Origin of the sequence: Rhodococcus sp. (in: high G+C Gram-positive bacteria) (assembly GCF_049286785.1) — a bacterium.
Taxonomy (GTDB): Bacteria; Actinomycetota; Actinomycetes; order Mycobacteriales; family Mycobacteriaceae; genus Rhodococcus_F.
In genome coordinates this window covers 1-2651 of the sequence record NZ_JBAQEO010000721.1, presented here as the reverse complement: position 1 = coordinate 2651, position 2651 = coordinate 1, and the positions used below count along the sequence as shown (strand labels likewise).

The window sequence follows — 2651 nt, the reverse complement described above, 5'->3', positions numbered from 1 at the left end:
GACCGGGTCCGGGCGCGACGACTTCGGTTGCGTTATCCCGTCGCTCGGTCGATCCCGCACCCGGATCCCAGCGAAACGCCCGAGCCGCCGCTGCTGCGCCGGCCAGCCCCCAGGCGGCCATCACGGCCAGAGCGGCCGGATCCCATCCCGCCCCGCTCCCGAAGGGATCGAACTGGTCCTGCAGTGCCTCGTTGAAGGGTCTGAGCGGAAAGACGGACGCGATCCGCGTAGCCCACTCGGGAAGGTCGCCGATGACGAAGACACCGGAGAGAAAACCCAGCACCACGGCACTGCCGATCGATGCGGCCTGAGCTATGACGGCGGAGGGTGAGGCGGCCGCGACGGCCAGTCCCAGCGCGGCGAAGCAGGCGATTCCCAGGACGATCGTCACGATCGCCGCCACAGCAGAACGCCAGAGGATCTGCACGTCGTACACCAGCACGCCGACCGCGAGCATGGTCAGTACCGAGCAGACCGCGAACACGACGGCACCGCCGATTCGCCCGGCCAGATAGATCCAGGCCGGGAGCGGGGTCCCGCGCACCCGCTTCAACACTCCCTGTTCGCGGGCGACGGCCAGGTCGGTCGCCACCGTGGGATAGGCGGCGTACAGGACTCCCAGCACGATTGCGGTGGGTGTCACGAACTGCATCACCCGCACCCCACTCGACTCGTCGACGGCATCGTTCCCCGCGAGAAATCCGATCACGACCAGCCAGGACAGTGGGAACAGGAATGTGAACACGAAGACCACCCGGGCGCGCCACAGGTCCACGACCGTGTGCCGAACCTCGCCCAGAAGCAGAACGGCCCTACGCGGACGGCCGGTCCGAACCGATATCGGTGTCGACGCGCCCGTCACGACGCCACCGTCTGCTCGGTGGTGGCCCCGGGCCGCCCCTTCTGCGCGTCGTGCTCCGCCACGAGTTCGAGGTAGACGTCCTCGAGAGCCGGGCGGGCGACGGTCAGTGACGGCAATTCGATACCGCGATGCCGCGCCCAGCCGGTGAGCCGCGCCAGCGCCTCCGTCGGAAACGGTGTGCGGACCTGCCACTGCGCGCCTTCGGTGACGAGTGGGCTCCCCAGATCCGGCAATTCGGAGACCCGAACACCGTCCGGTAAACGGAACGACAACACCGCAGCACCTGTCCGATCACCGCCGATCTCGTCGGGAGTGCCCACCGCGATGAGCCTGCCCGCGACGACGATGCCGACGCGGTCCGCAAGATGCTCCGCCTCGTCCATGTAGTGCGTGGTGAGGAGAACTGTCTTGCCCAGCCCGCGCAGGGCCTCCACAAGGTCCCAGGCCCGGCGGCGCGCGGCCGGGTCGAAGCCTGTCGTGGGTTCGTCCAGGAACAGCAGTTCCGGGTCGCCGACCAGACCCAGCGCCAGATCCAGCCGCCGCCGCTGGCCGCCGGACAGTGTCTTCACCTTGGCGTCCCGCTTGTCGGACAGGCCCACGAGTTCGACGACGTCGTCCACCCCCAGCCGTCTCGGATACAGCGACCGGTAGTGCCGGACCAGTTCCCGGACCGTGAAATCCTCCTCGAAACCGGCCTCCTGCAGCACGATTCCGATTCGCTCCCGGTACGCGCGCCCGCCCGTCGCCGGGTCGAATCCCAATACGTCGACCGTGCCCGACGTGCGGTGCCGGTGCCCCTCGAGAATCTCGACGATGGTGGTCTTACCAGCGCCGTTCGGCCCGAGCAGAGCGAACACCTCGCCGGATCGAACCGTGAAGGACACACCATCGACCGCACGTGTCTCCCCGTAATGTTTGTGCAGGTCCGCGACCGCGATGACGTCGTCCATCTCATACCTCCCGGGCTCGGATACCACTTTCTCGCACGCGAAGTCTTGCACGCCGATCACGACCTTCGGCGACTCCGAACCATCTTGTGCAGATAATCGGCGAGGAGAACCGCGGGGATAGCCAGCACCGCGACCGCGAATGCTTCCAGCGGAGGTACCGCCTGCCCCAGAAGGTCCGCGACGGGCCGGACGGCGAGGAAGAAGGCGAGCGCGAACAACTCCGCGAGGACGGCCCAGAGCAGCAGGCGATTCGTTCCCCATCCCAGTCTCCACGGCGGCCGGCTGGCACTGCGGCACGCCAGCGCCGTCCCCATCTGGCCGAGGACTACTGCCGAGAAAGCAGCACCCGAGGCCGCCAGTAAGGCGTGCCCGGTGGGAAATTCGCCGCCCGGCCGCCACCCCGCGACCATCAGCGCCACAAGGAAGGCAGTCATCTCCATCAGAGCTTCTACGGGACCGAGGACGCCGAACACCCTCGTGATCAGGGCACCGTCGACCAGGTGGCGCCGCTCCGGCGGCCGTTTCAGCACGTTCTCACTGGGCGGCTCTGCCCCGAGCGCAAGAGCAGGCAGCAGGTCCGTTCCGATATCGAGACACAGGATCTGCAACACGCCCAGAGCCAGGGGGAAAGGCCCGCCCGACAGCCCCCACAGCGCGAACGGCGTCAACTCCGCGACGTTGTCCGTGAGGTGGTAGCTGAGGAATCGCCGGATGTTGGCGTAGGTAGCGCGCCCCTGCTCCACTGCGGTCAGGATGGTGGCGAAATCGTCGTCGAGCAATACGAGGTCGGCTGCCTCGCGCGCCACGTCCGTGCCACTGCGGCCCATAGCCACCCCGAT

Annotated in this window: 3 protein-coding genes; all 3 read right to left on the bottom strand. The window is 67.8% G+C overall.

Features of this window, described 5'->3' with window-relative positions; translation table 11 throughout:
• Positions 1-862 (bottom strand): ABC transporter permease (locus tag WAW17_RS26065; RefSeq protein ID WP_422335765.1); only part of this gene is annotated, 862 nt, incomplete at its 3' end.
• Positions 859-1812, bottom strand: a complete 954-nt coding sequence (locus tag WAW17_RS26060; RefSeq protein ID WP_422335764.1) for an ABC transporter ATP-binding protein — start codon at positions 1810-1812, stop codon at positions 859-861. The genes WAW17_RS26065 and WAW17_RS26060, both read right to left, overlap by 4 nt.
• 56 nt (positions 1813-1868) lie before the next feature.
• Positions 1869-2651: cation transporting ATPase C-terminal domain-containing protein (locus tag WAW17_RS26055; RefSeq protein ID WP_422335763.1), on the bottom strand; the 783-nt coding region annotated here is incomplete at its 5' end.

Coding starts and splice junctions, on each gene's coding strand:
- WAW17_RS26060 (WP_422335764.1), bottom strand. CDS start 1,812: ATGGACGACGTCATCGCGGTCGCGGACCTGCACAAACATTACGGGGAG.